Annotated in this window: 34 protein-coding genes and 1 pseudogene; 5 read left to right on the forward strand and 30 right to left on the reverse strand. The window is 64.1% G+C overall.

Annotated elements, in window-relative coordinates:
* Positions 1 to 25: 25 nt before the first annotated feature.
* The 28 genes from rpmJ to GX414_04755 all read right to left on the reverse strand — a co-directional run bounded on the left by rpmJ (position 26) and on the right by GX414_04755 (position 15,274).
* Positions 26 to 139: a 50S ribosomal protein L36 gene (gene rpmJ / locus GX414_04620; GenBank protein NLI46371.1), complete on the reverse strand. Its 114-nt coding sequence runs from the start codon at positions 137 to 139 to the stop codon at positions 26 to 28.
* A 17-nt stretch (positions 140 to 156) separates the two neighbouring features.
* Positions 157 to 375 (reverse strand): translation initiation factor IF-1, encoded by a 219-nt coding sequence (infA, locus tag GX414_04625; GenBank protein ID NLI46372.1) that lies wholly within the window; start codon positions 373 to 375, stop codon positions 157 to 159.
* Positions 376 to 387: 12 nt separating this feature from the next.
* Positions 388 to 1,137: a type I methionyl aminopeptidase gene (gene map, locus GX414_04630; protein ID NLI46373.1), complete on the reverse strand. Its 750-nt coding sequence runs from the start codon at positions 1,135 to 1,137 to the stop codon at positions 388 to 390.
* Complete coding sequence (locus GX414_04635) at positions 1,134 to 1,775, reverse strand: adenylate kinase (GenBank protein ID NLI46374.1); 642 nt, start codon at positions 1,773 to 1,775, stop codon at positions 1,134 to 1,136. The genes map and GX414_04635 overlap by 4 nt, the downstream gene beginning before the upstream one ends.
* Before the next feature lies 1 nt (position 1,776).
* Complete coding sequence (gene secY / locus GX414_04640) at positions 1,777 to 3,177, reverse strand: preprotein translocase subunit SecY (GenBank protein NLI46375.1); 1,401 nt, start codon at positions 3,175 to 3,177, stop codon at positions 1,777 to 1,779.
* Positions 3,170 to 3,622, reverse strand: a complete 453-nt coding sequence (gene rplO, locus GX414_04645) for a 50S ribosomal protein L15 (GenBank protein NLI46376.1) — start codon at positions 3,620 to 3,622, stop codon at positions 3,170 to 3,172. Before rplO ends, secY begins: the two co-directional genes overlap by 8 nt.
* Positions 3,623 to 3,632: 10 nt before the next feature.
* A complete protein-coding gene (gene rpmD, locus GX414_04650; GenBank protein ID NLI46377.1) occupies positions 3,633 to 3,842 on the reverse strand; it encodes a 50S ribosomal protein L30 in 210 nt (69 codons plus the stop codon).
* A complete protein-coding gene (gene rpsE, locus GX414_04655) occupies positions 3,839 to 4,345 on the reverse strand; it encodes a 30S ribosomal protein S5 (protein ID NLI46378.1) in 507 nt (168 codons plus the stop codon). The genes rpmD and rpsE overlap by 4 nt, the downstream gene beginning before the upstream one ends.
* A gap of 22 nt (positions 4,346 to 4,367) precedes the next feature.
* A complete protein-coding gene (locus GX414_04660; GenBank protein NLI46379.1) occupies positions 4,368 to 4,736 on the reverse strand; it encodes a 50S ribosomal protein L18 in 369 nt (122 codons plus the stop codon).
* A gap of 24 nt (positions 4,737 to 4,760) precedes the next feature.
* Positions 4,761 to 5,321: a 50S ribosomal protein L6 gene (rplF, locus tag GX414_04665; GenBank protein ID NLI46380.1), complete on the reverse strand. Its 561-nt coding sequence runs from the start codon at positions 5,319 to 5,321 to the stop codon at positions 4,761 to 4,763.
* 23 nt (positions 5,322 to 5,344) lie between these two features.
* A complete protein-coding gene (gene rpsH / locus GX414_04670; GenBank protein ID NLI46381.1) occupies positions 5,345 to 5,743 on the reverse strand; it encodes a 30S ribosomal protein S8 in 399 nt (132 codons plus the stop codon).
* Between the two features lie 22 nt (positions 5,744 to 5,765).
* Complete coding sequence (locus tag GX414_04675; protein NLI46382.1) at positions 5,766 to 5,951, reverse strand: type Z 30S ribosomal protein S14; 186 nt, start codon at positions 5,949 to 5,951, stop codon at positions 5,766 to 5,768.
* Between the two features lie 15 nt (positions 5,952 to 5,966).
* A complete protein-coding gene (rplE, locus tag GX414_04680; protein ID NLI46383.1) occupies positions 5,967 to 6,518 on the reverse strand; it encodes a 50S ribosomal protein L5 in 552 nt (183 codons plus the stop codon).
* A gap of 8 nt (positions 6,519 to 6,526) precedes the next feature.
* Complete coding sequence (locus tag GX414_04685; protein ID NLI46384.1) at positions 6,527 to 6,853, reverse strand: 50S ribosomal protein L24; 327 nt, start codon at positions 6,851 to 6,853, stop codon at positions 6,527 to 6,529.
* Between the two features lie 13 nt (positions 6,854 to 6,866).
* Positions 6,867 to 7,238, reverse strand: coding sequence for a 50S ribosomal protein L14 (gene rplN, locus GX414_04690; GenBank protein NLI46385.1), 372 nt, complete (start codon positions 7,236 to 7,238; stop codon positions 6,867 to 6,869).
* 9 nt (positions 7,239 to 7,247) lie between these two features.
* Positions 7,248 to 7,511, reverse strand: coding sequence for a 30S ribosomal protein S17 (rpsQ, locus tag GX414_04695; GenBank protein ID NLI46386.1), 264 nt, complete (start codon positions 7,509 to 7,511; stop codon positions 7,248 to 7,250).
* Between the two features lie 15 nt (positions 7,512 to 7,526).
* Positions 7,527 to 7,724: a 50S ribosomal protein L29 gene (rpmC, locus tag GX414_04700; GenBank protein ID NLI46387.1), complete on the reverse strand. Its 198-nt coding sequence runs from the start codon at positions 7,722 to 7,724 to the stop codon at positions 7,527 to 7,529.
* A 2-nt stretch (positions 7,725 to 7,726) separates the two neighbouring features.
* A complete protein-coding gene (gene rplP, locus GX414_04705; protein ID NLI46388.1) occupies positions 7,727 to 8,140 on the reverse strand; it encodes a 50S ribosomal protein L16 in 414 nt (137 codons plus the stop codon).
* A gap of 3 nt (positions 8,141 to 8,143) precedes the next feature.
* On the reverse strand, positions 8,144 to 8,797 hold the full coding sequence (gene rpsC / locus GX414_04710; GenBank protein NLI46389.1) for a 30S ribosomal protein S3: 654 nt from the start codon (positions 8,795 to 8,797) through the stop codon (positions 8,144 to 8,146).
* A gap of 3 nt (positions 8,798 to 8,800) precedes the next feature.
* Positions 8,801 to 9,148 carry a 50S ribosomal protein L22 gene (rplV, locus tag GX414_04715; protein ID NLI46390.1) on the reverse strand — a complete coding sequence of 116 codons (348 nt, stop codon included), beginning with the start codon at positions 9,146 to 9,148 and terminating at the stop codon, positions 8,801 to 8,803.
* A 19-nt stretch (positions 9,149 to 9,167) separates the two neighbouring features.
* Positions 9,168 to 9,452 carry a 30S ribosomal protein S19 gene (gene rpsS, locus GX414_04720; protein ID NLI46391.1) on the reverse strand — a complete coding sequence of 95 codons (285 nt, stop codon included), beginning with the start codon at positions 9,450 to 9,452 and terminating at the stop codon, positions 9,168 to 9,170.
* Between the two features lie 17 nt (positions 9,453 to 9,469).
* Complete coding sequence (rplB, locus tag GX414_04725) at positions 9,470 to 10,291, reverse strand: 50S ribosomal protein L2 (protein ID NLI46392.1); 822 nt, start codon at positions 10,289 to 10,291, stop codon at positions 9,470 to 9,472.
* Between the two features lie 24 nt (positions 10,292 to 10,315).
* Complete coding sequence (gene rplW / locus GX414_04730) at positions 10,316 to 10,609, reverse strand: 50S ribosomal protein L23 (protein ID NLI46393.1); 294 nt, start codon at positions 10,607 to 10,609, stop codon at positions 10,316 to 10,318.
* Positions 10,606 to 11,232, reverse strand: coding sequence for a 50S ribosomal protein L4 (rplD, locus tag GX414_04735; GenBank protein NLI46394.1), 627 nt, complete (start codon positions 11,230 to 11,232; stop codon positions 10,606 to 10,608). The genes rplW and rplD overlap by 4 nt, the downstream gene beginning before the upstream one ends.
* Positions 11,233 to 11,245: 13 nt before the next feature.
* On the reverse strand, positions 11,246 to 11,875 hold the full coding sequence (gene rplC / locus GX414_04740) for a 50S ribosomal protein L3 (protein ID NLI46395.1): 630 nt from the start codon (positions 11,873 to 11,875) through the stop codon (positions 11,246 to 11,248).
* Positions 11,876 to 11,895: 20 nt separating this feature from the next.
* Complete coding sequence (gene rpsJ, locus GX414_04745) at positions 11,896 to 12,222, reverse strand: 30S ribosomal protein S10 (protein ID NLI46396.1); 327 nt, start codon at positions 12,220 to 12,222, stop codon at positions 11,896 to 11,898.
* Between the two features lie 349 nt (positions 12,223 to 12,571).
* Positions 12,572 to 13,921 carry a magnesium transporter gene (gene mgtE, locus GX414_04750; protein ID NLI46397.1) on the reverse strand — a complete coding sequence of 450 codons (1,350 nt, stop codon included), beginning with the start codon at positions 13,919 to 13,921 and terminating at the stop codon, positions 12,572 to 12,574.
* 12 nt (positions 13,922 to 13,933) lie between these two features.
* On the reverse strand, positions 13,934 to 15,274 hold the full coding sequence (locus GX414_04755; GenBank protein NLI46398.1) for a hypothetical protein: 1,341 nt from the start codon (positions 15,272 to 15,274) through the stop codon (positions 13,934 to 13,936).
* 166 nt (positions 15,275 to 15,440) lie between these two features.
* Here GX414_04755 and buk point away from each other — a divergent pair, with 166 nt between their 5' ends.
* The 3 genes from buk (at position 15,441) to GX414_04770 (ending at position 18,742) form a co-directional block, all read left to right on the forward strand.
* Positions 15,441 to 16,520 (forward strand): butyrate kinase, encoded by a 1,080-nt coding sequence (buk, locus tag GX414_04760; GenBank protein NLI46399.1) that lies wholly within the window; start codon positions 15,441 to 15,443, stop codon positions 16,518 to 16,520.
* 61 nt (positions 16,521 to 16,581) lie between these two features.
* The gene (locus tag GX414_04765) at positions 16,582 to 17,478 is read left to right on the forward strand and encodes a bifunctional enoyl-CoA hydratase/phosphate acetyltransferase (GenBank protein ID NLI46400.1); all 897 of its coding nucleotides are present in this window, start codon (positions 16,582 to 16,584) and stop codon (positions 17,476 to 17,478) included.
* A 22-nt stretch (positions 17,479 to 17,500) separates the two neighbouring features.
* On the forward strand, positions 17,501 to 18,742 hold the full coding sequence (locus GX414_04770; GenBank protein NLI46401.1) for an aminotransferase class I/II-fold pyridoxal phosphate-dependent enzyme: 1,242 nt from the start codon (positions 17,501 to 17,503) through the stop codon (positions 18,740 to 18,742).
* A gap of 51 nt (positions 18,743 to 18,793) precedes the next feature.
* On the opposite strand, the gene surE is transcribed toward GX414_04770, so the two are convergent.
* Positions 18,794 to 19,654: a 5'/3'-nucleotidase SurE gene (gene surE, locus GX414_04775; GenBank protein ID NLI46402.1), complete on the reverse strand. Its 861-nt coding sequence runs from the start codon at positions 19,652 to 19,654 to the stop codon at positions 18,794 to 18,796.
* A gap of 68 nt (positions 19,655 to 19,722) precedes the next feature.
* Positions 19,723 to 21,120, reverse strand: a pseudogene (gene lpdA, locus GX414_04780) (dihydrolipoyl dehydrogenase).
* A 170-nt stretch (positions 21,121 to 21,290) separates the two neighbouring features.
* Here lpdA and GX414_04785 point away from each other — a divergent pair.
* Together GX414_04785 and GX414_04790 are read left to right on the forward strand one after the other, a co-directional pair.
* Positions 21,291 to 21,644 carry a PilZ domain-containing protein gene (locus tag GX414_04785; GenBank protein ID NLI46403.1) on the forward strand — a complete coding sequence of 118 codons (354 nt, stop codon included), beginning with the start codon at positions 21,291 to 21,293 and terminating at the stop codon, positions 21,642 to 21,644.
* A gap of 102 nt (positions 21,645 to 21,746) precedes the next feature.
* Positions 21,747 to 22,931 carry an alkaline phosphatase gene (locus GX414_04790; GenBank protein ID NLI46404.1) on the forward strand — a complete coding sequence of 395 codons (1,185 nt, stop codon included), beginning with the start codon at positions 21,747 to 21,749 and terminating at the stop codon, positions 22,929 to 22,931.
* Positions 22,932 to 22,953 lie beyond the last annotated feature (22 nt).

The raw sequence follows: 22,953 nt of genomic DNA on the forward strand, positions 1-22,953 counted from the left end.
GTTCGTCCTCCATCACTCCGGAATACTAGCCCTGTCTCTGCTTGTGCCGCTTGTTTTCACAAATGACACGCAGGACACCCTTCCGCTTGATTATTTTGCACTTCGGGCAAATCTTTTTTACCGACGCTCGCACCTTCATGGATATTTCTCCCAAAATTACTTGAAACGGTAAATGATCCGGCCGCGGCTCAGGTCGTACGGCGACAATTCCACCAGCACCTTGTCGCCGGGCAGGATCCGGATGAAGTTCTTCCGCATCTTCCCGGACACGTGGGCCAGCACCACGTGCTTGTTTTCCAACTCCACCCGAAACATGGCGTTGGGCAACGTCTCAATGATCGATCCATTCAGTTCAAACGCGTCTTCTTTGGGCATGAACTCCTCGAATTACTCACCCAGCCGAGTCAGGATCTCCGGCCCATCGTCGGTGACCAAGATCGTGTGCTCGAAGTGGGCCGAGTAGCCGCCGTCCACCGTCACCGCCGTCCACCGGTCGGATAGTATGCGCACGTGGGGCGTGTACTCGTTCACCATCGGCTCCAGCGCCAGCAGCATGCCGGCCTTGAGCAGCGGCCCCTGGCCCGGCGGCCCAAAGTTGGGCAGCTGCGGCTCCTCGTGGAGCTGGGCGCCGATGCCGTGCCCAACAAAATCCCGCACCACGGCGAAACCGAACCGTTCCACGTGGCTCTGGACCGCATGGGAGATGTCGCTCAGCCGATTGCCGGCGCGGGCCTGGGCGATGCCCTTGTAGAGCGATCCCTCGGTCACCTCGGCCAGCAGGCGGTGCTTCTCGGACACCTCGCCCATGAGCAGCGTGACCGCTCCGTCGCCGTAGAAGCCGTCGTACACGGCCCCCACATCCACGCTCAGCAGGTCGCCGCTCTTGAGCACGTACCCGGACGGGATGCCGTGGACGATCTGGTCGTTGACCGACGTGCAGAGCGTCTTGGGGTACCCCTGGTAGCCCTTGAACGCAGGCAGACAGCCCTGCGCGCGGATGTACGCCTCGGCCAGAACGTCCAGCTCGCCGGTGGTCGCGCCGGGCCGGGCGTGCTCGCGAAGCTGCTGCAGAACCTCGGCGACCACCCTGCAGGCCCGTCGAACCTTTTCGATCTGGGCGGCCGACTTGATCATCATCCCGCCAGCACCCGCCGGATTTGCTCAAAGAGCGGATCAATGTCCAGGCTGCCGTCCAGGCGGACCAGCGTCCCCTGCGCGGCGTAGTGCGCCGTCAGCGGTTCCGTGTGCTGCCGGTAGACCGCCAGCCGGTTCCGCACCACGTCCTCGCGGTCGTCGTCCCGTTGGACCAGGGCGCCGCCGCACCGATCACATCGGCTTTCCTCGGCGGGGGGTGTGAAAAATACGTTGTAGATCGCCCCGCACACCACGCAGTTCCGCCGGCCGGTCAGCCGCCGGATCAGCAGCTCGTCGGACACATCAAAGAACAAAACCGTTTCCCGGAACGCTCCGGCCAGTCCGGCCAGCGCCCGGGCCTGCGCCACCGTCCGGGGGAATCCGTCCAGGGTGCAACCTCCGGCGCAATCGGACTCCTGGATCCGCTCCCGGATGATGCCGATGACCACGTCATCGGGCACCAGCGCCCCCCGGTCCATGGCCGCCTTGGCCGCCAGGCCTAGCGGAGTGCCGCGGCGCACCGCGTCCCGGAGGATGTCTCCGGTGGAGATCTGTGGATAGCCATACGCCTCGGCGATCCGTTTCGCCTGGGTGCCTTTCCCGGAACCGGGGGCACCGAGCAGTATGACCATCCGCGCCATCTTATCCTCGCCGGCCCCGGATCCGGCCGCGCTTCAGGAACCCGTCGTAGTGGCGCATGATGAGCTGGGACTCGATCTGGTTGACCGTGTCCATGGCCACGCCGACGACGATCAGCAGCGACGTGCCGCCGAAGTAGAACGTCACGCCAAGACCCTGGGTGATGAACTCGGGCAGCGAGTCGTGCAGCCAGTCGCCCACCCAGGGGAACGCCGCCACCCGGATGCCGCTGATGAGAAAGTCGGGGAGCAGCGACACCACCACCAGGTAGATGCCGGCGGCGAAGGTCATCCGGGTCATGATCTTGTCGATGAGCTCGGCGGTGGGTTTACCCGGCCGGATGCCGGGGATGGAGCCGCCGAACTTGCGGATGTTGTCCGCCACCTCGTTCGGGTTGTAAATGATGCCCACGTAGAAGAAGGTGAAGAAGATGATCCCCAGGGCGTAGAACAGGATGTAGAGCGGGTAGCCGTGGGAGAGCTGCTCGGAGATCTTCTCCATCCACGACGCCTTGACCATGAACTTAAGCGTCTGGGGGAGCGCCAGGAGCGATGCGGCGAAGATGATCGGAATGACCCCGCCCGCGTTGACCCGCAGGGGCAGGAAGGTGCTCTGGCCGCCGTACACCTTGCGGCCCACCATCCGCTTGGCGTATTGGATGGGGATTTTGCGCTGGCCGCGCTCCACGAAGACCACAAATGCGATCACCACGACCATCAGGGCGACAAGCACCAGCACCTGGATCAAGGCGCCGTCGGTGACCTTTTTGATCATCCAGGCCACGCCGTCGGGCAGGCCGGCCACGATGCCGGCGAAAATGATGAGTGAGATGCCGTTGCCGATGCCGCGCTCGGAGATCTGCTCGCCCAGCCACATGATGAACGCCGTGCCGGTGGTCAGGGTCAGGATGGTGAGCAGCTTGAACCCGAGGCCGGGATTCAGGACGATGGGCTGGTTGGCCGAGATGCTGGTCTGTTCCAGGAAGAAGGCCGTGGCCAGCGACTGGAAGACGCTGAGCACGATGGTGAGATACCGCGTGTACTGGGTGATCTTCTTGCGACCCAGCTCCCCTTCCTTCGACAGGCGCTCCAAGTACGGCCAGACGATGGTCAGCAACTGGAGGATGATGGAGGCCGTGATGTAGGGCATGATGCCCTGGGCGAAAATCGAGAAGCGCCGCAGATTGCCGCCCGTGAACAGGTCAAGAAAGCCCACCAGCGAGCCGCCGGCCTGGGAGGTGAAAAACTCCTCCAGGGCGGTGGCATCGACGCCGGGAGTCGGGATCCAGGATCCGACGCGGTAGACGGCCAGCATGGCCAGCATGAACAGGATCCGGTTCCGCAACTCCGGGATGGCGAAGATGTTCTTGAAAGACTCGAGGATGCGAGTCTCGCCGTTAGCCATTGATGACCTCGACTTTGCCACCGGCCGCCGCGATGCTCTCGGCAGCGGTGCGGCTGAATTTGTGTGCCCGGACGGTGAGTTTCTTCTGGATCTTCCCGTTGCCCAGCACCTTGACGTCGTGCTTCAAATTGCGGATCAGCCCCGCCTCGGCGAGCAGCTCGGGGGTCACTACCGTGCCGGCATCGAATCGGTTCAGCGCCGCCAGGTTGATGATGGCGTATTCCTTTTTGAAGATGTTGGTGAATCCCACCTTCGGCAGGCGGCGGTACAGGGGCATCTGGCCACCTTCAAAGCCGATCTTGTGCGAGTAGCCGGAACGTGACCGCTGGCCCTTGTAGCCGCGGCCGGCGGTCTTGCCGTTGCCGGACCCGGGCCCCTGGCCCCGCCGCTTGCTTGGCCGGTTGGCGCCGGCGTTCCGTTTCAGGTTATGCAAGCCGATTCCCATGATCTCACCTTCAACCAATGATTTTGACCAGGTGGGGGATCTTGGCCACCATCCCCCGGATCGCGGGCGTATCGTCCCGCTCGACCACCTGGTTGAGTTTGCGCAGGCCCAGACTCTTGAGCACAAGCCGCTGGCTCTTGGGAGTCCCAATCATGCTCCGCACGTACTGGACACGGATGGTTTTCTTGGCTTCGGCCTTCTTGGCGGTTCGGGCGCTCATGACATGAACTCCTCGACGGACTTGCCGCGCTTGCGGGCGACGTGCTCCACCTTCTTCAGGCTGTTCAGGCCCTGGATCGCGGCACGGATGACGTTGTGCGGGTTCTTGGTGCCCAGCGACTTGGTCAGGATGTTGTGGATGCCCGCGGCCTCCATGACCGCCCGCACCCCGCCGCCGGCGATCACGCCGGTGCCCGGGCCCGCCTGCTTCAGGACCACCAGCGCCGAACCGAACCGTCCCATGATGGCATGGGGGATGGAGGTGCCCTTCATCGGAACCTGGACCATGTGCCGCTTGGCCTGCTCGATCCCCTTCCGGATGGCCTGGGGAACTTCCTTGGCCTTGCCCTTACCGAAGCCCACGCTGCCGCGGCCGTCGCCGACCACGACCAGGGCGCTGAAGCTCAGGTTCTTGCCGCCCTTCACGACTTTTGTCACGCGGTTGATGGAAACCACCCGCTCGATGAATTCGGCTTCTTCGGTGTTGAATTGGTTGTCCTTGATAGTCACGGCATTCCACCCCACGTTAGAATTTCAGCCCCGCCTCGCGGGCGGCTTCGGCCAGGTTCTTCACCCGGCCGTGGTAGATGTACCCGCCCCGGTCGAACACGACCCGGGCCACACCCTTGGCCAGGGCCCGCTGGGCGACCAGCTGCCCCACTTTTTTGGCGGCATCGATGTTGCTGCCCTTGGCCACCGCTGCGCGGAGTTCCTTGTCGACGGTCGAGGCCGACACGATGGTCTGGCCGTTCGAATCGTCGATGACCTGGGCGTAGATATGCTTCAGGCTCCGGAAGACACACAGGCGGGGCCGGTCGGTGGTGCCGCTGACCTTGGTCCGCACCCTGACGTGCTTCTTGAGATGGCGTTCCATTCGCGATTTGACTTTAAACATGCTGTCACCCGCTGGTTAGTAGTCTTAAGCCGTCTTCTTGCTTTCCTTGAGCTTGATGGTCTCGTCGGCATACCGGATCCCCTTCCCCTTGTAGGAGTCGGGTTTGCGGAAGCCGCGGATCTCCGAGGCCACCTGACCGACCTGCTGCTTGTCGATCCCCTCGACGGTGATGGTCGCAACGTAATTGTTCAGCTTCTTCGCGCTCTTCTCCGCCTTGATCTGGATCCCGGTGGGGATGGGGTACTCGATCAGGTGGGAGTAGCCGAGGGTCAACACCAGTTTCTTGCCCTGGACCTCGGCCTTGTACCCGATGCCGATCACGTCCAGCTCGCGGCGGAAACCGGCGGACGTGCCGGTGACCATGTTGTTGACGAGGCTGCGGACCAGTCCGTGAAGGGTGCGTTGCTGCTTGGAGTCATCGCGGCGGGCGACATGGATCGCGCCGTCCTTGACTTCACAGGTGATCCCGTCCGGGCAGGCCTGGTGCAAGGTGCCCTTGGGCCCCTTGACCTCGATCATGCCGCCCTTGATCTGGAAGGATACGCCGGACGGCAACTTGATGGGTTTTTTTCCGATTCTCGACATGGTATGAACCACTCCATCCGTCATCAGTACACGGTGCAGATCACTTCGCCACCCACGCCCTGCTTGCGGGCGTCCGCGGCGGTCATGATCCCCTTGGACGTCGACACAATGGCCACGCCCAGTCCGCCGAGCACTTCGGGCAGCTCGTCCGAAGCCTTGTAGACGCGGCGGCCGGGAGTGCTCACCCGTTTGATCTCTTCGATGACGGGCGTGCCATCCGTATCATATTTCAAGGCGATGTGGATGTCTTCCATCTTGCCGCGCCGCTTGGTGATGAAATCCTCGACATACCCTTCCTGCTTGAGGATCTCCACCAGGCGGTGAACCAGCTTCGACTTCGGCAACACCACGACAAAATGCTTCGCCTGGAGCGCATTCCGGATCTTGGTCAGGGCGTTGGCAATGGGGTCCGACACACTCATGGCATTACTCCCAGATCAGTGATCACCAGCTGGCCTTGATGACGCCGGGGATTTCGCCACCCAGCGCCAGGTCGCGAAGGCACAACCGGCAGAGTTCAAATTTGCGAAAGTACGCCCGCGGACGGCCGCAGCGTTTGCAGCGGTTCCGGGTGCGCACCTGAAATTTCGGCTTGCGTTGCGATTTGACAATCAGACATTTCCGTGCCACGGCAAAGCTCCTCGTCTAGTTTTTGCTGAACGGCATGCCCATGAGCCGCAACAGCTCGCGGGCCTCTTCATCCGAACGGGCGGTGGTGACGATGGTGATGTTCATCCCGCGGGCCTTGTCCACCTTGCCATAATCGATCTCGGGGAAGATCAACTGATCCTTCAGGCCCAGGGTGTAGTTGCCCCGGCCGTCGAAGGAGCGGGGGCTGACCCCCTTGAAGTCACGCACCCGCGGCAGGGCGACGTTGACCAGGCGGTCGAGAAACTCGAACATCCGGTCGCGCCGGAGCGTGACGCAGCAGCCGATGGGCATCCCCTTGCGCAGCTTGAAGCTGGAGATGGGTTTCTTGGCCTTGGTGATAACAGGCTTCTGGCCGGCGATGCCGGTGAGCTCATCCACCGCCACGTCCATGACCTTGGGGTTCTTGATGGTTTCGCCCATCCCCATATTGATGACGATTTTTTCAAGGCGGGGGACGGCCATCACGTTCGAGTACTCGAAGCGCTTGCGGAGGGCGTCCACCACTTCGGTGCGGTACTTTTCTTTCAAACGGCTAGTGTATTTCATATCCATCCTCACGATTCGATCGTGGTGTTGCACTTCTTGCACACCCGCGCGGACTTGCCGTCGCCGAGACGGGTCCGGCCGACACGGGTGGGTTTGTTGCAGGCGGGGCATACCAGCTGGACCTTCGACACGGGCATGGCCCCTTCCTTCTGCACGATCCCGCCCTTGATCTGCTTCTGCGGGTTGGGCCGGACGTGCTCATACAGCTGGTTGAGCTTTTCTACAATGATCTGTCCCTTGTCGGGGTCCACATGGATCACTCGGCCGGTCTTGCCTTTATCCTTGCCGGTGCGGACATACACGGTGTCATTGCGGCGAATGTTGAGCTTGGGCATGACGCTATCCTCGTTACAGAACTTCGGGCGCGAGCGACACGATCTTCATGAATTTGCGGTCGCGCAGCTCGCGGGCGATGGGGCCGAACACGCGGGTGCCCACCGGCTCGCCCTGGTTGTTGATGATCACAGCCGCGTTCTCGTCGAACCGGATGTAGGTCCCGTCGCGGCGCCGGAATTCCTTCCGCACCCGGACGATCACCGCCTTGACCACCTGGCCCTTCTTCACCGTGCCGTCCGGGCTGGCCAGCTTGACGGTCGCCGAGATCACGTCGCCAAGGGTCGCCCGGGTCTGGGCGGCGCCGTGCTGGGGTGTGATGGCCATGATCTCCTTGGCCCCTGAGTTATCGGCCACTTTCAGCATGGTCCGCATCTGAATCATGATGGCTTCTCCTTACTTGGCCTTCTCGATGATCTCGATGACTCTCCAGCGTTTCCGCCGGCTGAGCGGCCGGCATTCCATGATCCGGACCTTGTCGCCCACGTTACAGGCGCCCGCTTCGTCATGAGCCATGAACTTGCTGGTCCGGCGGACGATCTTTTTGACCGCCGGGTGCTGGTAGAACCGGTCCACCGAAACCACCACGGTTTTCTGCATGGCGTTGCTGGTGACGGTGCCGATCTTCTCGTTCTTCCGGGTTACACTCTGGTTTTCCATTGCCGCACTTCCGCTCTACTGTTGATTGGATTTCTCACGGATGAGAGTCTTCACCCGCGCCAGCTCGCGCTTGGTCACGGACAGGACTCTCACATTGGTCAGCTGGCCGGCGGCCAGCTCCATCCGGTTTTTAAACACCTGCTGGGCGAGGCGTCGCTCTTCTTCACGCAGCTCATCCAGCGTCTTGTCTCTGAGTTCAGACGTTTTCGCCATGGTCATTCTCCGTAACGGCTGACGAATTTGGTCTTGAGGGGCAGCTTGTGGGCGGCCAGGCGGAAGGCCTCCTGGGCCGTGGCGAGGTCGACGCCCTCCAGTTCGTACAGCATCCGGCCGGGGCGAACTACCGCCACCCAGCCCTCCGGCGCGCCCTTGCCCTTGCCCATGCGGGTTTCCGCCGGCTTCTTGGTGATGGGTTTGTCGGGGAAAATGCGGATCCAGATCTTGCCGCCGCGCTTGATGTAGCGGGTCATCGCGATACGGGCGGCTTCGATCTGGCGGTCGGAGATCCAGCCGCCCTCGATCGACTTGAGCCCGTAGTCGCCGAACGCCACCGTGTGGCCGCGCTGGGCGGAGCCTTTCATCCGTCCCTTTTGCGTCTTGCGATATTTGACCTTCTTGGGCTGTAGCATGACTTACTTCTCCACGGCGGGGAGGTGATCCTTCTTCAGTCGCTCCCCTTTGTAGATCCAGACCTTGATGCCGATGGTGCCGTAGGTGGTGAACGCCTGGGCGAAGCCGTAGTCGATGTCCGCCTTGAGGGTGTGCAACGGCAGCTGGCCGGTGAGGTACCACTCGGAGCGGGCGATCTCCACGCCGTTCAGCCGTCCGGAGCAGCGGATCTTGACGCCCAGAGCCCCGTTCTTGGTGGCGGAGTCGACGGCCCGCTTCATGGCCCGGCGGAAGGCGATGCGCTTCTCGAGCTGGAGCCCGATGGCCTCGGCCACGAGCTGGGAATCGAGTTCGGGATTCTTGACCTCGACGGCTTTGATGTCCACGTCATGGCCGGTGGACTTGCTGAGCTCGCCCCGCAGCTTGTCGATTTCCTTGCCCTTCTTGCCGATCAGGATGCCCGGCCGGGCGGCGTAGATGAACACGTTGAGCTTGTCCGCCGCGCGCTCGATCTCGATCCGGCTGATTCCGGCGTGGTAGAACTTCGCCTTCAGGGCTTTCTTGATCTTGAGATCCTCGTTGAGTAGCTTGCCGAAGCTCTTCTTCTCGTACCACCGGGACTTCCAAGTCTTGTTGTAGCCCAGCCGGAAACCATATGGGTGTACTTTCTGGCCCAAGGTCTACCTCCTGCTGTCCGAAACGTAAATGGTGACGTGGCAGCCGTGCCGGCGCTCGCGGTACGCGCGGCCCATGGGGGCGGGGCGGACCCGCCGGCGCCACTTGGTCGGACCCATGTCGACAAACGCCTGGGAGACCACCAGATCGTCCAGGCTGATGGATTCGTCTGCGTACTCGACGTTGGCGATGGCCGACTTGAGTACCTTCTCGATGTGCTTGGCCGACCGCTTCGTGGAGAAGCGCAGCCGGTTGAGGGCGTCCTCCACCGGCAGGCCGCGGATCTGGTCGATGACCAGCCGGGCCTTTTGGGCCGAACCGCGCACGTATTTCCCTACGGCTCGTTTTTCCATGGCAGCATCCTCTCGCTCGCTACTTGGCCGCCAGCTTCTTGGCGGACTTGGAGGTGTGGCCCTTGAAATAGCGGGTCGGCGCGAACTCGCCCAGCTTGTGCCCCACCATATTTTCCATGACGTACACCGGGATGAACTTTTTCCCGTTGTGGACCGCGATGGTCAGTCCCACCATGTCGGGGATGACGACGGACCGGCGGGACCACGTCTTGATGACCTGTTTCTTGTCGGTATCCCGGTTGGCGTCCACCTTCTTTGCCAGGTGCACATCCACGAACGGGCCTTTCTTGATTGAGCGGGTCATGACGAACTTCCTCCTGCTTACTTCCGCCGTCTGATGATGACGTTGTCGGTCCGCTTGCTGTTCCGGGTCTTGTAGCCCTTGGTGGGCTGGCCCCAAGGCGTGACCGGATGGCGGCCGCCCTTGGTGCGGCCCTCGCCGCCGCCGTGCGGGTGGTCGATCGGGTTCATGGCCGTGCCGCGGACGGTGGGCCGCACGCCCAGCCAGCGGGTCCGACCAGCCTTGCCCGTGGTGATGTTGCTGTGGTCCAGATTGCCCACCTGGCCCAGGGTGGCCCGGCATTCGATCAGGATCCGGCGCAACTCGCCGCTGGGCAGCCGGATGACGGCATACTTCCCTTCCTTGGCCTGGAGCTGCGCAGCGCAACCGGCGCTGCGGACCAGTTGGCCGCCTTTGCCGGGGCGCATCTCCAGGTTGTGGATGAAGGTGCCTACCGGGATGGACCGCAGCGGCAGGCAGTTCCCGACCTGCACGTCGGCCTTCTCGCCACTCATGACGGTGTCGCCCACCTTCAGCGTGTCCGGAGCCAGGATGTAGCTCTTGGCACCGTTGCTGTATTGAAGCCGCGCGATGTTGGCCGACCGGTTCGGGTCGTACTCAATGGCGACCACCTTGGCCGGAATGTCGTCAATGTTGCGCTTGAAATCCACCACGCGGTAGCGCCGCTTGTGGCCGCCGCCCTTGTGGCGGACGGTGACCCGGCCGATGTTGTTCCGGCCGTTGGTCCGCTGCTGGGGCTCCAGGAGCGACTTCAAGGGCTTGATCGGAGTCAGCTCCTCGAAATCCAGGGTGGTGATGTACCGGCGGCTGGGTGTGACTGGTTTATGCGTCTTGATGCCCATCGCTATCTTTCCTGTTTCCCGAGATTAAATGTTGTCGAAATACTCGATCATTTTTTCGCCCGGCTTCAGCTTGACCAGGGCTTTCTTGTACGCCGGCTTGTGGCCCTCGTAACGGCCCATGCGCCGCTTCTTCTGGGGCATATTCAAGATCCGGATCGATTCGACCTTGACGTTGAACAGGCGCTCGATGGCTGCGGCGATCTCCGGCTTGTTGGCGTCGGGATGCACCCGGAAGGCCACGAAACCAGCGTCGTTCTTCAGCGTGACCGATTTTTCGGTCAGATGGGGCTTCCTCAGGATCTGATAGATGTCTTTCATTTTCCAAGGACCTCCTGGACCTGGAGGATGGCGTCCTTCGAGAAGAGCACCTTCTCGTGGTTGAGCAGATCGACGATGTTGAGTCCCGAGCCCGTCACGTACTTGACCTTGGGCAGGTTACGCGCGGACAGGATCGCGTTGGTGTTGTCCAGCGAGTCCACCACCAGCAGGTTGCGCGCCAGCTCCAGCGCGCCCATCACGCCAAGGAACTCTTTCGTCTTGGGGGCTGGGATCTCCAGCCGGTCCACGATCACCAGCTGGTTCTGGCGCAGTTTCTCGGACAGGACGGAGCACATCGCCCCCTGGCGTTTGCGCTTCGGGAAGGCGTAGCCGTAATCGCGCGGCTGCGGGCCGAATACGGTGCCGCCTTTCCGCCAGATCGGGTTGCGGGTCTGGCCGGCGCGGGCGCGGCCGGTGCCCTTCTGCCGCCACGGCTTGCGGTTGCTGCCGCTGACCTCGCCCCGGGTCTTGGTGGCGTGCGTGCCCCGGCGGCCGTTGGCCTGGTAGTGCCGGACCGCTTCCCAGATGAGCGTCTCCTTCAGGGGCACCCCGAAGACGTTTTCATTGAGCTCCAATTGCTCAACGGTTTCGTTCTGCAGATTTTTGACTTCCACGACTGGCATGGCTGCACTCCGCTTAGTTCTTCTTGATCGTGACGTAGCTGCCGGAGTAGCCCGGCACCGCGCCCTTGATCAGGATGATGTTCTTCTCCGGCAGAATCCGGACCACTTCCAGGTTCTTCACCGTCACCCGGCTGTCGCCGAGGTGGCCGGCCATCCGCATGCCCTTGATGACGCGGGACGGATAGGCCGAGGCGCCGATGGAGCCGGGCGCCCGGTGGAACATGGAGCCGTGGCTCGCGCCGCCGCCGGCGAAATTGTGTCGCTTGATGACGCCCTGGAAACCGCGGCCCTTGCTCTGGCCGATGACGACCACCTTCTCGTTGATCTGGAAGACGTCGTCGGCCTTGATCTCCTGGCCCAGCTCGATCTCCGCCATCGCCTTGGTGGGGCGGAATTCCCGCAGCATCCGGGTCGGCGCGGTGTTGGCCTTCAGGAAATGGCCGCGGAGCGGTTTGGTCACGTTCTTCACCGGCCGCTCCTCCATCAGACCCAGCTGGACGGCTTCGTAACCGTCTTTCTCCAGCGATTTCTTCTGGACGACCACGCAGGGGCCCAGCTGTATCACCGTCACGGGAATGACCCGTCCATCTTCGTGAAAGATCTGAGTCATGCCAAGCTTTTTGCCAATCAGTCCTTCAACCATCGGTCACTCCAGCTGTTGATTTATTTATGATCGGAGCCGAACGCCTTGATCTCGACGTCGATAGCCGCCGGGAGATCCATCTTCATCAACTGTTCCAGCGTTTCGGGAGTGGGTTCCAGGATGTCGATCAGCCGTTTGTGGGTCCGGATCTCGAACTGCTCGCGCGATTTCTTGTCGACGTGGGGCGAGCGGTTGACGGTGAACCGGTTGACGGTCGTGGGGAGGGGGATGGGGCCCGACACCCTGGCCCCGGTCCGGAGCGTGATGTCCACGATCTCGGCGATGGACTGGTCCAAGACCCGGTAATCGTACGCCTTCAGACGAATCCTGATGATTTCGTTGATCATATCCTCACCAGCTCAACAAAGTTGTCGTTGTCCGTCCGACAGCCACTGCAGCCGCCATCTCAAGCGAGCCGCGATCGGTCTCGTGCTGGCACGGGGATGCCCGCCGGACCGTGCGTCAAAGTGCCCAAGGTGTGCCGCGCTGCAGTCTAACTGCCGCTTGTCAGGCCTGAAATTGGAACCGGGGGCGGTTCGTAACAGACCTATAGTTCAAATTAGGAGGTCCGAAACCTCACCTCAAAGAAAGAACCGCGATTATACCCATCGCGAAACAGAATGCAAGTGTTTTTTTAACTTTTTTGTGCCGGCCCGCGGCGACCGGCGGTCGGGCACCCGGCCCGGCGGCGGACGCCTACAGGAAGAACTGCGCCAGGCCTAGAAAAACCACGAAGCCGGCGATGTTCGCGGCCGTGGTGGTCACGATGCTGGATCCCTGCGCCGGGTCCAGCTTCAGCCAGTTGAGCACCAGCGGGACCAGGGCGCCGAACAGGTTCGCCGTCAGGGTGCTGAGCAGCAGGCTGACCCCCGCCAACAGCGCCAGCGGGAGCTGGCCCGACCAGACCAGAACCACGCCGGCCAAGACCAGACCGCAGACCAGCCCGAGCAGCAGCCCCACGGCCAGCTCCTTGGCCAGAACCGGCAGCTCTTTCCGGTACTCCAGCTCGCCGAGAACCAGCCCGCGGACCACCACGGTGAGCGTCTGGGTGGAGGTGGTGGCGGTCATCGTCGTCAGCACAGGGATGAGCACGGCCAGCCAAACCCAGCGGTCCAGCGCCTCCCAGAAGAGGGCCACCACCACGGCTCCCAGGATCGCCGTGACCAGCGTCGCGGCCACCCAGTTGAAGCGCAGTCGGACCGTCCGCAGCAGCGGGGTGAGCACGTTCTCCTCGGAATGGATCTTGGCCAGGTGGTACATGTCCTCGGTGGCCTCCTCCTCGATGACGTCGATGACGTCGTCCACCGTGACCACCCCGAGCAGCTTGTTGTTCTCGTCCACCACCGGCACGGCCAGCAGGTCGTAGTTGGCCACGAGCTTGGCCACCTCCTCCTGCGCGGTGCCGGTGGACACCCGCACCGGGTCCGGGAGCATGATGTCCTTGAGCTGGACGGCCGGCTCGGCGAACACCAGCCGGCGGAAGGAGAGCACGCCGATCAGGTTGTTGTGCTCGTCGGTGACATATACATAGAGATAGTACTCCGACCGGAACCGGGTCCGGATGATGCGCAGCGCCTCCTCCACCGACAGGTCCTGGTCCAGCGCCAGGTAGTCGGTGTTCATCAGACCGCCGGCGGTGTCCTCCTCGTAGAGCAGCATCTTCTCGAAAAACAGCCGCTTGCCCGGCGGCAGGCTGGCCAGCACCGCCGCCTTCTTCTCGTCGGTCAGGTAGCCGAGAAAGTCGGTGGCATCATCGGCCGACAGCCGCAGGACCATCGTGGCGATCCGCTCCTCGGCGATGTCGGCCAGCAGGTCCCGGGCCATCTCGTCGGGCAGGTAGGTGATGACGCTCGCGGCGAGTCCCTCTTCGAACAGCACGCCGAGGAACTCCTCCTGCTCCTGGAAGTTGAGCCGGTGAAACACCCCGGCCAGGTCGGAGGGATGGAGTTTGCGGACCACGTTCTTCATGTTGTCCCACGCTTTCATCATGAAGAAGCGCAGGAGGATCTTCTGGGGATGGCTCAGTTCTTCTTCGGGCTTCTTCATCGCCGCCTCCCCTCACGGTTTGTTCGCTGGCCGCGGGAACGAGCGCATGCCGCCGTCGGCCCCGCGCACCGCCCAATCCACCACATCCGTCTCGGCGCAGCGGATCCGGTCGCCTGCCGCGAGCGACCGGGTGAGCACCGGCTGGCTGACCACCTGGATGTCCAGGCCGCCGTCGGGCCAGCCCACCACCTGGGCCCACAGCAGCTCGACACCGGCGCCGGGCGCCTCCCGCCGGAACTGGACGAAACAGGCCGAACCGGCGGGCAGGCCGGCCCGGAATTCGTCCCGCAGGGCGGGCAGCGACGCCTGAACGGCCTGGAGGATGTCCGGCTGGAGCGGCTGGTTCTGCTGAATGTCGAGCTGCTGACCGAAGCCGATCAGTTGCCGCGACAACTCCGCCGTCCACCGGCCAAGATCGCCGTCCGGCTCCACCGGAGCGAGCCGGACCACGGCCTCCTGCGGATCGCCCTTATCCGCTTCGCCGGCGGCCACCGACACGCGCACCCGCTCGCCACCGCGGGCGGCGGCCTCGCGCACCGACACGCTCTGCGATCCCGCCGCCCGGAGGAACGCGGCGGGCAGATCCAGCGTCCGGGGAAATTCACTCGGTCCGGCCGCAGCCAGGCTGCGCGCGATCAGCGCCCCGGCGGCGCCGGCCAGGAGGCTGCGCACGGCAATGGCGTTCTCGGACGGGTAGTCCCGCACCTCGAGTTCCGGACAGGCAAACTTGGCCATCCCCAGCGTGACCATCCGCAGACGGCCCGGCTGGTAGGGATACTGCTGGATGAGCACGTGGCGAGGCAGGTCGCACGCCGCCGGATCGAAGCGCCATCCGGCGTAGGCGGCGGGCGTCACGGGCAGCTTTGCGCTGACGTCGTACACGTAGCCGCCCCACGCCTCGGCTGCCGCCAGGGCCACGGCCTGCAGCGCCGGGTAGGCGGACGCCACCTCGTGCGGCGCCACCATGGCCACCAGGGTGAGGGCGCGCTCGGCGGAAGCCGCGGCGATCAGCTCCGATTCGTTGAACCCCTGGCCAAACCGCAGCAGGTACTCCCCGTCGGGGAACACGAGGGTGTCGCGGGTCTGGATTTCGAGCTTGACTGCGCCCGACCTGGACAACATCCGGCGGCCGGCGGCGACCGCCGACGCCCAGTCCGGCCGGCACCGGGCCAGTTCATCGAGTGGCGGCAGCAGGCTGCCGGCGACCGCTTCCGGCAGCTTCGCTCCGGCGGGGACGGCCACGGCTAGATACAGCATGGACTGGGAGTGATACCGAGGCGCGGGTCCGCCGCCGCAGCCCGCGACCGCCAGAACCGTCAGCGCCAGCGCCCAGCGTGTGCGAGTCCAGCTCATCGCCACCTCCTGTCCGTGTTCGACCAGCGGCACTATAGCATAAATCACACCGGTGCCGGTTCAATTTGCCTGCCCCGCAAAAAATCACTTCATCACAAATAATTTTGATATAATGCTTCTCCCTCTTTTACTTTTATAAATATATTGTACCGGCAGGAGCGACGTGATGGCGGAAACATCCCAACGGATACTGGCGATCAACCCCGGCTCCACCTCGACAAAGATCGCGGTGTTCGAGGGCCGCACCTTGCGCTGCGGTCAGACCCTGCGCCACGACGAGCACGTGATCGGACAGTACGCCACCATCACGGACCAGTACGCGTTCCGCCTGCAGGCGATCCTGGACTTTCTCGCGGTCGAGGCCATCCCCCTCGACTCCCTGCAGGCGATCGTCGGACGCGGCGGGCTCCTGCGCCCCATCGAGGGAGGAACCTACTCCGTCTCTGACGCGATGCTCAAGGACCTGCGCGAGAGCCAGATGGGTCAGCACGCCTCCAACCTCGGCGGCATCCTGGCCCACGAGCTGTCGCAGCGGTGCGGTGCGCCGGCGTTCATCGTCGATCAGGTGGTGGTGGACGAGCTCGAGCCCATCGCCCGGCTGTCCGGCCTGCCTGAGCTGCCCCGCGTCAGCATCTTTCACGCCCTCAACCACAAGGCGGTGGCTCACCGCGCCGCCCAGGACCTGGGGGGCAGGTATGCTGATTTCAATTTCATCATCGCCCACTTGGGCGGAGGGATATCCGTCGCCGCCCATCGGCGCGGGCGGGTCATCGACGTCAACAACGCCCTGAACGGCGAGGGGCCGTTCACTCCTGAGCGCAGCGGCAAGCTGCCCGTCGCCGCCCTGGCTCGCCTCTGTTTCTCCGGCCGCTTCACCCTGGCCCAGATCGAGAAGAAGATCACCGGACAGGGCGGCATCATGGCTTACCTCGGCACCAACGACATGCGCAAAGTGGCACAGCGCATCGACGCGGGCGACGCGGAGGCGGGTCTCGTCTTCGAGGCGATGATCTACCAGGTCGCCAAGGAAATCGGGGCGGTCAGCGTCGTGCTGTTGGGCCAGGTGGACGCCATCATCCTGACCGGCGGCATCGCCCACGACACCGCCTTCGTCGCCGGCGTGGAGCGGCGCGTCCGGCACATCGCCCCGGTGCGCGTCTACCCCGGTGAGGAGGAGATGATCGCGCTGGCCGAGGGGGCGCTTCGCGTCCTGAATGGGGAGGAGCCGGCGCGCGTTTATGCGTAGTCCCGTTCATGCCGGTTCCCGCGGGAACCGGACGATACTCATTTAGAAGGAAGGTCCCATGATCCGAACATTCGACGAGATGGTGGCGGACGTCAAGAAGAATCCGACCAAGGTTGTCGCCGTGGCGTATGCCCACGACCCCGATGTGCTGGAGGCACTGCAGACCGCCCAGCGCGAGGACATCGCCCGGGGCGTGCTGGTGGGTCCGAAGGCCCAGATCGAGAAGGCGGCCGCTTCGGTGAAAGTATCCCTGGCACCCTTTGAAATCGTGGACATCGACGACGAGAAGGAAGCCACCAAGGCCGCCGTGAACCTGGTGCGGGAAGGTCAGGCCGACGTGCTGATGAAGGGTCTCTGCTCCACCTCCACCATCCTCGGCGCGGTGCTGGACAAACAGACCGGCCTGCGCGAGTCCAAGCTGCTGAGCCACGTGTCCGCGTTCCAGGTGCCTGCCTACCATAAGCTGATCATTGTCAGCGACGTCGCCATGAACATCGCTCCGACCCTCGAGGACAAGGTCGCCATCACCGAGAACGCCATCGCCGTCGCCCACCGGCTGGGCATCGAGACGCCCAAGGTGGCGATCATCGCCGCGGTGGAGAAGGTCAATCCGGAGAGCATGCCCTGCACCGCCGACGCCGCCATCCTGACGCAGATGGGCGTCCGCGGTCAGATCAAGAAGGCGATCATCGACGGCCCGTTGGCCGTGGACAACGCCTTTTCCAGGAAGGCGTGCGAGATCAAGGGCATCGTCACGCCGGTCGGCGGGGACGCCGACATCGCCATCACCCCCGACATCGAGGCCGGCAACGTATTTTACAAGGTGATGGGTTACCTGGCCATGGCCAAGACCGCCGGCATCATCGTGGGCGCGCGCAAACCCATCGTGCTCACCTCGCGGGCCGACTCCGACGAGACGAAGTTCCTGTCCATCGTCTTCGCGATGAAGGTCTGCTGACCGCCGCCTGAGGAGGAAACCCATGCCGAAACGCTCCGCTCCGAACGCCCCCCGCCCGCCGGACTCCCGCCGGCCGACGCCCGTGGTCCCCGCCGCGCGCACACGGGACATCGAGTACGCCATCCGGGACATCGCCGTCGAGGCCGACAAGCTGCGCAAACAGGGGGCCAAGATTCTGCCGCTGAACATCGGCGACCCGCTCAAGTACGATTTCGCCACCCCTCGGCACATGATTGAAGCGACTTACAAGGCGATGCTGGCCCAGCAGAACGGCTACTCCCCCTCGACCGGGATCGACGCCGCCGTCGCGGCCATCCGGCGGGAGGCCGAACGGAAGGGCATCCGCAACATCCTGTCCCTGTTCGTGGCCCACGGGGCCAGCGAAGCGATCGAGCTGTGCCTCAGCGCCCTGGCCGATCCGGGCGACAACGTCCTGATGCCCTACCCCGGCTATCCGCTCTACACCGCCGTCATGCAGAAGATCCAGTCGGAGATCCGGCCATATTACCTCGACGAGGCCAACGACTGGCAACCCGACGTGGCCGACATCGAGGCCAAGATCGACGCCCGCACGAAGGCCATCTGCCTGATCAATCCCAACAACCCCACCGGCGCCCTCTACCGCCGGGACGTCCTGCTGCAGGTCATCGAGCTGGCCCGCCGGCACAACCTGGTGGTGTTCTCCGATGAGATCTACGACAAGCTGGTCTTCGACGGCAAGGAGCACATCTCCACGGCGTCGCTCGCCGACGACGTGGGCTTCGTGACGTTCAACGGACTGTCGAAATCCTATCTTGTGCCGGGCTGGCGCGTGGGCTGGGCCGTCATCAGCGGCCCGCGGGAGATCATGGGCGACTTCGACGAGGCTGTGCACAAGTTCGTCCGGGCGCGCCTGTGCGCCAACCACCCGGAGCAGTTCGCGATCCAGCCGGCGCTCGAGGGTCCGCAGGACCATCTCGCCGACGTCAACGCCCGCCTCACCGAGCGGCGCGATTACACCATCGACCGGCTCAACGCCATCCCGGGCATCTCCTGCGTCAAGCCGGAAGGCGCGTTCTACGCCTTCCCCAGCATCAACGTGCCCATGGACGACAAGACCTTCACCCTCCGAGTGCTCAACGAGTGCCACGTACTGGTGGTTCACGGTTCCGGCTTCGGCCAGAAACCCGGCACCCAGCACTTCCGGGTAGTGACCCTGCCGGACCGGCCCACCCTCGAGGCCGCCTACGACAAGCTGGAAGCGTTCATGAAACGGATCCGCTGAGCGCGGAACGCCGACGGGATTTCGGAGACGGCGGCCGGACGGCCGCCGTTCTCATTTCTTCGGTAGCTCCAGGCCGCGGGCCAAGGCGTCCAGATCGATGCCGTGGTCATAGCTCCAAGTCATGGGCGTGACGGAGATGTACCCGGCCTGCATGGCCCCCCAATCCGTGTCTTCCGGATAGCTGCGGGGGTCGAGCACACCCTTCACCCAGTACAGATCCCGGCCCCGGATGTTGGTCACCCGTTCGTACTGCCACATCAATTCCACCCGGCTGGCTTTGGTGACGAGGAGCCCCTTGGGATACGCCGCCAGGGCCGGCCCGTTCACGTTGAGAAACGTCTCGGCGGGAAGCGCCGCCGTCAGCAGCCGGACGATCAGCGGCTTGACCGCTGCGGCGAACGCATCGTAATTGGGCGGATCCGTCACGTCCACCGACAGCGCGATCGCCTTGATCCCCCGCAGCGCGGCCTGGCGGGCCGCCGCCACCGTACCCGACAGCAACGACACGGCTCCCGGGTTCGATCCGCGGTTGATCCCCGAGACCACTAGGTCCGGCGTGCGCGGCAGGAACACCTCCAGTCCCATGATCACGCAGGTGGCCGGAGTGGTCGCCACCGAGCATCCCACCGACTGACCGTCGATGACGTATGGCGTCACATAGATCGGATCGTAGGTGGCCAGCCGGTGGCTGACAGCACTCTGGTTTTCCGCCGGGGCCACCACGTAGATGTCGGCGACATCCTTGAGTTGGTGATAAATCGCCTCCAGGCCCGGCGCCCCGATACCATCGTCGTTGGTCAGCAGGATGAGCGGTCGGCACTGGGCGCCGACGGCGGTAGCGGCCAGCACCAACAGCACCAACAGCAGGATCAGGCGATCGGGCTTGCAGTCGGGGCGGGTGAGTGTCGACATGGAACGTCTCTCCTTGTCAGCGATGTGGCGTGCGGCCGGCGGCGGACCGCCCGAGCACGCGCCCGGCGTCACATGTGGATCGCCGCGTCGTGGGCCGCGTGCGCGGCTTCCATCATGGCCTCCGAAATGGTCGGGTGCGGGTGGATGACCGCGGCCAGTTCCTCGGCGGTGCACTCCAGATGAAGGGCCAGCACGGTCTCGGCCACCAGCTCGGTGGCAATGGCGCCGATCATGTGCACGCCGAGGATCTCGCCGGTCTTGGCGTCGGTGACGATCTTGATGAACCCCTCGGTCATGTCCTCGATCTTGCTCTTGCCGATGCCGGAGAAGGGGAACTTCCCCACCTTGACCTCGGGGTAAAGCTCCCGGGCTTTCTTCTCGGTCAGACCGGTGGAGGCCACCTGCGGGGCGGAATAGGTGCAGCCGGGAATGTTGCGGTAGTTGATGGGCTGCGCCGGTCGGCCGGCGATGTGCCGGGCGGCCAGGATTCCTTCGGCCGACGCCACGTGCGCCAGCTGGGGCGTGTCGATCACGTCGCCGATGGCATAGATGTGGGGCACGCGGGTCCGGCCGAACGCGTCCACCGGGATGAACCCGCGGGCCGATTAGAGGCCCGCCTTGTCGAGCCCCAGGCCGGCGGTGTAGGGCGCCCGGCCCACGGCCAGCAGCACCTTGGCGAAGGCGGTTTCCGTCACCTTGCCGGCGACGTCCTTGACGGACAGCACCGCGCCGTCGGGACCCGGTTTCAGGGCTTCCACCAGCGCGCCCACCTGGAATCGGATCTTCCGTTTCTTGAACGCCTTTTCCAACTCCATCGACACTTCCTCGTCCTCGATGGGGAGCAGGTGGGGCAGCATCTCGATCACCGTGACCTCGCTGCCGAGGGCGGCGTAGATCGAGGCGAACTCTACGCCCACCGCCCCGGCTCCGATCACCGCCAGTGACTTCGGCGGCTCCGGCAGGCGGAGCATGTCGGTGCTGGAAAGCACCACCCGGCCGTCGAAGCGGATATGGGGAAGCTGCTTCGGCTCCGAGCCCGTGGCGATGATGACGTACCGGGCCTCGATCGTCTGGGCGGTGCCGTCGGCAGCCTCCAGCCGCAGGGTGTGGGGGTTCTCGAACGAGCCGTGCGCCCGGAACGCTGTCACGTTGTTTTTCTTGAGCAGGAAGGCCACGCCCTTGGTCAATCCGGTCACCACCTTGTCCTTGCGCTGGTGCATGCGGCCCATGTCGAAACGGTAGCCGTCGACGACGATTCCGTGGTCGCCCAAATGAGCCATGTGGGCGTACAGCTCCGCGCTGTGGATCATGGCTTTCGTGGGGATGCAGCCCACGTTCAGGCACGTGCCCCCGAAGGTGGCGTCCTTTTCCACGATGGCGGTCTTGAGGCCGAGCTGAGCGGCCTTGATCGCCGCCACATACCCCCCGGGACCGCTGCCGACGACAACAACATCAAACGCATCCATGGCTGCCTCGCTAATCGGTAGATAGTTCTCCCGGCGGCGCCCCGCGACCGGTGGCGGACACGGGCCCGGCGAGAAACCCAATTGTAGCAGAATTCACCGGACGCCAGCATTTTTCCTTCAATCACCCGCCGTTTCCGATATAATAGACGACTGGTATGGACGATGATCTGATGAGTTCCGATTTTGTGAACGACGCGCTCGACGAGAAGCGCGGCTACCCCCGATACGTGCTCAACGTGCCACTGCGGATGCGCGGACTGAATTCCCGCGGCGAGGACATCGACACCGATATCGAGGTGGTCGATATCAGTGTGGCCGGCATCGGCTTTCGCTCCCATCGCCGATTCGAGGACGGCGACATCCTCTACGTCTCGCTCAAAGGCAAGGACTACACCTCCGACGTCAGCATCCAGATCGTCTGGAAAGAGGGACAGCAGAACCGGTACGGTGCGCGCATCCTCGCCGTCTCGTCCGTGGCGGCGTCCGGCGGGCCGCCATCCCCCAAAGCGCCGCAACCCAGTTGATCTCCCGCCCGGCGCCTCCCGCGCTGCGGCCTCTGTTCAGAACGGGTGGCCCGACGACCCGATTTGCGCGATGTGGTGAATTTGATCCCGTCAAGGCAACGAATGACTAAAAGCGTTCTCAAGCCCATGATCGGCTCCGTATTGCTTCTGATCGCCCTGTCGGCGCTGTGGGCGCTCACCGGCAGCCCGTTCCGAAAACCCCCTCGCCACGTCATCCTCATGATCGGTGACGGAATGGGCATCAACTCCTGGGTGCACGCCCACTATTTCCGGTTCGGGGCCACGGCCGATTCGCAGGACGACCGCTTGGCCATGGAATCCCTCCCGGTCACCGGCCTGGCCTACACGCACTCGGCCGACAACCTGACGACCGATTCCGCAGCCTCGGCCTCCGCGCTGTGCACCGGACGGAAGGTGCTCAACGGCGATCTCTCGGTGGCTCCGGACGGCGCAGTGCTTCCGACGGTCTTCGAAGAAGCCGCCCACGAGGGGCTTGCTGTCGGGCTGGTGACTACCGGACCGGTCACGCACGCCACCCCCGCGGCGGCGTACGCCCACGTACCCGAGCGGAACAACTACCACCAGATCTTCGACTGGCTGCTCCGCACCAGACCGGACCTGGTGTTGGGCAGTGGCACCACCGCCCGCTGGCGGCATCTGCCGTCCGACTTCGCCCGACGGGCCCGCGCTGCCGGCTACACGGTCTGCACGAGCGCCGAAGCGCTCCAATCCGCCCGGTCGCTGCCGCTGCTGGGCGTGTTCGGCGGCGAGCGCCTCCCTTACGAGTGGGACTGGGGCAAAGACACCATGGCTTTGCCGCACCTTTCCGATCTTGTATCAGCGGCTCTGGACCGGCTTGGTTCGGATCCGGACGGTTTCATCCTCATGATCGAAGGCGGCTCCATCGACACGGCCAACCACGACAATTCGCTGGAACGGGCGGTGGGCGAGGTGCTGGAGTTCGACCGCTGCGTGGGACTGGTTCAGGAATGGGTGAAGGCCCACAGCTCCTGGAACAACGCGCTGCTCGTCGTGACCGCCGACCACGAAACGGGCGAGCTGTCGGTGCGCCAACCCGGCAAGCCGTCTCCCCGCGGTCCGGCCCCTTCCTTCAGCCCCGGCGTCGCCCTGCCGGCGAACACGTTTGCGGGCGGCGGCTACGGCTCGGACGATCATTCGGCCGCGGTGGTGGCGGTTTTCGCCCAGGGCGCGGGCAGCAGCGACCTGAGCGGCGTGATGGACAACACCCGAATCCACAAAGTGCTGCGCCAAGCAGTCAAACCGTGAGCCCGTTGCCAAGAGGCTGTTC

It is taken from the genome of Acidobacteriota bacterium (genome assembly GCA_012517875.1).
In the GTDB taxonomy this organism is placed as follows: Bacteria; Acidobacteriota; JAAYUB01; order JAAYUB01; family JAAYUB01; genus JAAYUB01.